The sequence below is a fragment of the Streptomyces sparsus genome, from assembly GCF_054776295.1.
The window spans coordinates 1-5,591 of record NZ_BAAHCA010000267.1 but is presented as its reverse complement, the minus strand read 5'-3'; the positions used below and the strand labels follow the sequence as shown (position 1 = coordinate 5,591).

At 72.1% G+C, this 5,591-nt stretch carries 6 protein-coding genes; 5 read left to right on the top strand and 1 reads right to left on the bottom strand.

Annotated features, from left to right (window positions below):
• Positions 1-251: DUF1707 SHOCT-like domain-containing protein (locus ACYVE9_RS14030; RefSeq protein ID WP_461028165.1), on the bottom strand; the 251-nt coding region annotated here is incomplete at its 3' end.
• Between the two features lie 234 nt (positions 252-485).
• Between ACYVE9_RS14030 and ACYVE9_RS14025 the strand changes: the two genes are divergently transcribed.
• From ACYVE9_RS14025 to ACYVE9_RS14005, 5 genes are all read left to right on the top strand, one after another.
• Positions 486-2,177 (top strand): fumarate hydratase, encoded by a 1,692-nt coding sequence (locus ACYVE9_RS14025; RefSeq protein ID WP_461028164.1) that lies wholly within the window; start codon positions 486-488, stop codon positions 2,175-2,177.
• A 99-nt stretch (positions 2,178-2,276) separates the two neighbouring features.
• Positions 2,277-3,671, top strand: a complete 1,395-nt coding sequence (locus ACYVE9_RS14020) for a class II fumarate hydratase (protein WP_461028163.1) — start codon at positions 2,277-2,279, stop codon at positions 3,669-3,671.
• Between the two features lie 197 nt (positions 3,672-3,868).
• Positions 3,869-4,561: a cytidylyl-2-hydroxypropylphosphonate hydrolase gene (gene fomD / locus ACYVE9_RS14015; RefSeq protein ID WP_461028162.1), complete on the top strand. Its 693-nt coding sequence runs from the start codon at positions 3,869-3,871 to the stop codon at positions 4,559-4,561.
• Between the two features lie 121 nt (positions 4,562-4,682).
• The gene (locus tag ACYVE9_RS14010; protein ID WP_461028161.1) at positions 4,683-5,369 is read left to right on the top strand and encodes a class I SAM-dependent DNA methyltransferase; all 687 of its coding nucleotides are present in this window, start codon (positions 4,683-4,685) and stop codon (positions 5,367-5,369) included.
• A gap of 13 nt (positions 5,370-5,382) precedes the next feature.
• Positions 5,383-5,591: hypothetical protein (locus ACYVE9_RS14005; protein ID WP_461028160.1), on the top strand; the 209-nt coding region annotated here is incomplete at its 3' end.

The window sequence follows — 5,591 nt, the reverse complement described above, 5'->3', positions numbered from 1 at the left end:
AGCTCCGGCTGCGGGCGCCGGCGGCCCGCGGGCAGGTCCCGCAGCAGCGGCTCCAACTGCCCGGCGGTACGGGCCGCGTAGGCCGCGTCGAGACGCTCGGCGTGCTCCTCGGCGTCCAGCCGGCCCTCGGCGAAGGCGTCCCGCAGGATGTGCGCCACCCGTTCGCGGTCCGCGTCCGAGGCGAGCACGTCGGCGGGCCGGACGCCTTCGGACCGTCGCGGAGCGGGGGACTCGGCGGGCTGTTTCCGCATCGGGATCTCGTTCACCCCTCCACCCTAGCCAGACGCGATACATCGCGACCAGACCCCGGACGGGACCGACCCACGGGCGCAGCGGGACCCAGGGTCGGGACGGGGCAGAGGACCCGGAGGGCCGGGGGCAGGTGAGCGGGACCTCACACCTGCGGCCGGCCCGCCGCGTTCTACGCTGTGTGGCGCGCCGTGTGTCGGCGCGCTCATTGTCGAGAGGAAGAGAAGAGCCTCCCCATGGTTGACAGCTCCCGTCCGGCCGGCCCGGCGTTCCGCTACACGGACCTGCTCCCGCTGGGCGAGGACACCACCCGGTACCGGCTGGTCACCTCCGAGGGCGTGAGCACCTTCGAGGCCGACGGCCGGACCTTTCTCCGGGTCGAGCCGGAGGCGCTGGCCACGCTGGCAGCCGAGGCGATGCACGACATCTCGCACTACCTGCGGCCCGACCACCTGGCGCAGCTGCGCCGCATCCTCGACGACCCGGAGGCCAGCGGCAACGACAAGTTCGTCGCCCTGGACCTGCTGAAGAACGCCAACATCGCGGCGGCCGGAGTGCTGCCGATGTGCCAGGACACCGGTACCGCGATCGTGATGGGCAAGCGCGGCCAGCAGGTGCTCACCGCCGGCGGTGACGAGGAGGCGCTCTCCCGGGGCATCCACGACGCCTACACCCGCCTCAACCTGCGGTACTCCCAGATGGCGCCGCTGACCATGTGGGACGAGAAGAACACCGGGACGAACCTGCCCGCCCAGATCGAGCTGTACGCGGCGGACGGCGACGCGTACAAGTTCCTCTTCATGGCCAAGGGCGGCGGCTCGGCGAACAAGTCCTTCCTCTACCAGGAGACGAAGGCGGTGCTGAACGAGGCGTCGATGATGGCGTTCCTGGAGCAGAAGATCCGTTCGCTGGGCACCGCCGCCTGCCCGCCGTACCACCTGGCGATCGTGGTCGGCGGGACCAGCGCCGAGTACGCGCTGAAGACCGCGAAGTACGCCTCCGCGCACTACCTGGACGAGATCCCGGCCGAGGGCTCGCCCGACGGGCACGGGTTCCGCGACAAGGACCTGGAGGAGAAGGTCTTCGAGCTGACCCAGCGCATCGGTATCGGCGCCCAGTTCGGCGGCAAGTACTTCTGCCACGACGTGCGCGTGGTCCGGCTGCCGCGGCACGGCGCGTCCTGCCCGGTGGCCATCGCGGTGTCCTGCTCGGCGGACCGGCAGGCCAAGGCGAAGATCACCGCCGAGGGCGTGTTCCTGGAGCAGCTGGAGACGGACCCGGCGCGGTTCCTGCCCGAGACCACCGACGAGGAGCTGGACTCCGCCGACGACGGGGTGGTCCGCGTCGACCTCAACCGGCCGATGGACGAGATCCGCGCGGAGCTGACCAGGCACCCGGTGAAGACGCGGCTGTCGCTGACCGGGCCGCTGGTCGTCGCCCGGGACATCGCGCACGCCAAGATCAAGGAGCGGCTGGACGCGGGTGAGGAGATGCCGCGGTACCTGCGCGACCACGCGGTGTACTACGCCGGTCCGGCGAAGACCCCCGAGGGTTACGCCTCGGGCTCGTTCGGGCCGACGACGGCGGGCCGCATGGACGCCTACGTCGAGCAGTTCCAGGCGGCCGGCGGTTCGCTCGTGATGCTGGCCAAGGGCAACCGCAGCAAGCAGGTCACCGACGCGTGCGCCGCGCACGGCGGCTTCTACCTGGGCTCGATCGGCGGCCCGGCGGCCCGGCTGGCGCAGGACTGCATCAAGTCCGTCGAGGTCCTGGAGTACGAGGAGCTCGGCATGGAGGCGGTGTGGAAGATCGAGGTGGAGGACTTCCCGGCGTTCGTCGTGGTCGACGACAAGGGCAACGACTTCTTCACCGACCCCGGCCCCTCGCAGCCGTTCGTCACCAGCATCCCGGTGCGCGCGGGCAACTGAGCGGCCCCGCCGGGCCCCGTCCTCGGTACGGGGCCCGGCGGGCGGTGGCGGGGACGCGGGGCCGTCATGGGCGGGGCCCGGCGTCGTAGGCTCGATCGCATGAGTGACGAGACGAGCTACCGGACCGAGCGCGACTCGATGGGCGAGGTGCGGGTTCCCGCCGACGCCAGGTGGGGAGCGCAGACGCAGCGCGCGGTGGAGAACTTCCCCGTCTCCGGCCGCCGCCTGGAACGCGCCCACATCGAGGCGCTGGCCCGGGTCAAGGCCGCCGCGGCGAAGGTCAACGGGGAACTGGGCGTGCTCGACGAGGAGACTGCGGCGGCGATCACCGCCGCAGCCGAGGAGGTCGCGGCCGGCGGCTGGGACGAGCACTTCCCCGTGGACGTCTTCCAGACGGGTTCGGGGACCTCGTCCAACATGAACATGAACGAGGTGCTGGCCTCGCTGGCCGGCGAGCGCCTGGGCAGGCCCGTGCACCCCAACGACGACGTGAACGCCAGCCAGTCGTCGAACGACGTCTTCCCCACGTCGGTGCACGTCGCGGCGACGGCCGCGGTCACCGCGGACCTGATCCCGGCGCTGGAGCACCTGGCGGAGGCGCTGGAGCGCAAGGCGGCGGAGTTCGCGGCGGTGGTGAAGTCCGGCCGCACCCACCTGATGGACGCCACTCCGGTGACGCTCGGGCAGGAGTTCGGCGGCTACGCGGCGCAGATCCGTTACGGGGTGGAGCGGCTGCGGGCGTCGCTGCCGCGGCTGGCGGAGCTGCCGCTGGGCGGTACCGCGGTCGGCACCGGCATCAACACCCCGCCGGGCTTCTCGGCGGCGGTGATCACCGAGCTGGCCCGCACGACGGGTCTGCCGCTCACCGAGGCCCGCGACCACTTCGAGGCGCAGGGCGCCCGCGACGGCCTGGTGGAGACGTCCGGCCAGGTGAAGACGGTCGCGGTGAGCCTCACGAAGATCGCCAACGATCTGCGCTGGATGGCGTCCGGGCCGCGCACGGGCCTGGCCGAGATCAACCTGCCCGACCTCCAGCCTGGTTCGTCGATCATGCCGGGCAAGGTCAACCCGGTGGTGCCCGAGGCGGTGCTGATGGTGGCGGCCCAGGTGATGGGCAACGACACGACCGTCACGGTGGCCGGCGCGTCGGGCAACTTCGAGCTGAACGTGATGCTGCCGCTGCTCGCCCGGAACGTGCTGGAGTCGGTGCGGCTGCTGGCCAACGCGAGCCGGCTGCTGGCCGACCGCACGGTGGACGGCATCACCGCGAACGAGGAGCGGGCCCGCGAGTACGCCGAGTCGTCGCCGTCGGTCGTCACCCCGCTCAACCGGTACATCGGCTACGAGGCGGCGGCCGCGGTCGTGAAGACGGCCATCGCCGAGCGCAAGACGATCCGTGAGGCGGTGCTCGACCGCGGCCACGTGGAGCGCGGCGAGCTGACCGAGCAGCAGCTCGACGAGGCGCTCGACGTGCTGCGCATGACGCGTCCCTGACGCTGCCCGAGGGTGCCGCCCAGGACTGCGGACGGGTGGCGGACGAGGCTGCGGACGGCCGTCCGTCCGGGCCGGCCGGCGGTGCCGCTCGGGTGGTGCTCCGGAGCTGCTCGGGCGGCGCTGCGGCGGCGGCAGGGCCCGGGACGGGGTACGCCGGCTTCACGGCTCGGACGACGCCCCGCGGGTAGTATCCGTGAATGACAGCGGACATCGAGCAGGGACAGACGGGTGGTCTCGCCGGGGCCAGGTGGTCGCCCGGCAGCCACATCCTGTGGCGGTACCGCGCCAACGGACGGACCGAGCCGCACATCTGCCGGCCGGTGACGGTGGTCCGGGACACCGAGGAGCTGCTCGCGGTGTGGATGGCGCCCGGCACCCGGTGTGTGAAACCGCAGCTGGCCGACGGCACCCCGGTGCACCACGAGCCACTGGCCACCCGCTACACCAAGCCTCGCACTGTGGTCACCTCCCGCTGGTTCGGCACCGGTGTGCTGAAGCTGGCACGGCCGGGCGACCCGTGGTCGGTGTGGTTGTTCTGGGAGCCCGGCTGGCGCTTCAAGAACTGGTACGTGAACCTGGAAGAGCCGCTGACGCGCTGGTCGGGCGGGGTGGACTCGGAGGACCACTTCCTGGACATCGAGGTCTACCCGGACCGGAGCTGGCAGTGGCGCGACGAGGACGAGTTCGGCCAGGCGCAGGACGCCGGGCTGATGGATGCCCGGCAGGCCGAGCGGGTGCGGGCGGCCGGGCGGTCGGCGGTGGAGGTGATCCGTGCGTGGGGTGCGCCGTTCGCGGACGGCTGGGAGCGCTGGCGGCCCGAGCCGCAGTGGCGGGTGCCGCTGTTGCCGCGGGACTGGGACCGCGGTGATGATCCCCTGTGCACCTCTTGATGCGCCCCCCGTCGGGAACCGTAGGATCAGCCTTCCGTACGGTTCCTGGTGGTGGCCCGCACTTCGTCAACATCCCCGTACCGAAGCGGAATTGGTGAACGCCACGGAGAGGAGTCCCGTCGTGGACAACACGGACGGACAGACCGGCTACGCGGGCTGGGACCGGTCGGTGATAGACCGCACCGGCCAGGCCGAGGCGTTCGACGGCATCGGTGACCGCTACGACGAGGCGTTCCCCCACAAGGACGGGCAGGTCGCGGCCGGGGAGTGGCTCTGCCGGGAGCTGCCGCCCGGTTCCCACGTCCTGGACCTGGGCTGCGGCACGGGGCTGCCCACCGCGCGGCAGCTGGTCGACGCCGGGCACCGGGTGACGGGCGTCGACCTCTCGCCCGGCATGCTGAAGCTGGCGGTCGACAACGTGCCCGAGGGTGAGTTCCACGAGCTGGACATCGCCGACCTGGAGGCCCGTGCGCTGGCGCCGCCGGGCGGCTTCGACGGGGTGGCGGCCTTCTTCTCGCTGCTGATGCTGCCGCTTGAGGAGATCCCGGTCGCCCTGCGTATGCTGCACGGGCAGCTGCGTTCCGGTGGGCTGCTGGCCATCGCGATGGTCGAGGCGGACGTGGACGACTTCTCGATCCCGTTCCTGGGCAACGTGATCCGGGTATCGGGATACCTGCGGGACGACCTGCGCCGGGTCGTGCGGGACGCGGGCTTCGAGATCCTCGGTGAGGAGTCCTTCGCCTTCGCACCCGCAAGCACGGACGTGCCGCCCGAGATCCAGCTCTTCCTGCACTGCCGACGCCCCTAGTAGCTCCGGACGGATGGAAACCCGACACGTGACGGAGTACCCGACGCCCCACCAGTCGGCTGCCGGACCGCAGGCGGCCCGACCGGCCGAGTCCGCCATACCGCATGCCCGTGCGAGAGCGGCGGTCGCCGCGGAGGACTCCGACGTGCGTGAACCGGGCCGCCCCGGCCCCGAGGGCGCGGCGGAGGAGCTCGGCACGCAGGCCGCGGAGCACGCCCGGCG

What these genes read in the sequence shown, in the direction of transcription:
- ACYVE9_RS14025 (WP_461028164.1), top strand. Translation starts at nt 486, where the DNA reads ATGGTTGACAGCTCCCGTCCGGCCGGCCCGGCGTTCCGCTACACGGAC.
- fomD (WP_461028162.1), top strand. Translation starts at nt 3,869, where the DNA reads ATGACAGCGGACATCGAGCAGGGACAGACGGGTGGTCTCGCCGGGGCC.
- ACYVE9_RS14020 (WP_461028163.1), top strand. Translation starts at nt 2,277, where the DNA reads ATGAGTGACGAGACGAGCTACCGGACCGAGCGCGACTCGATGGGCGAG.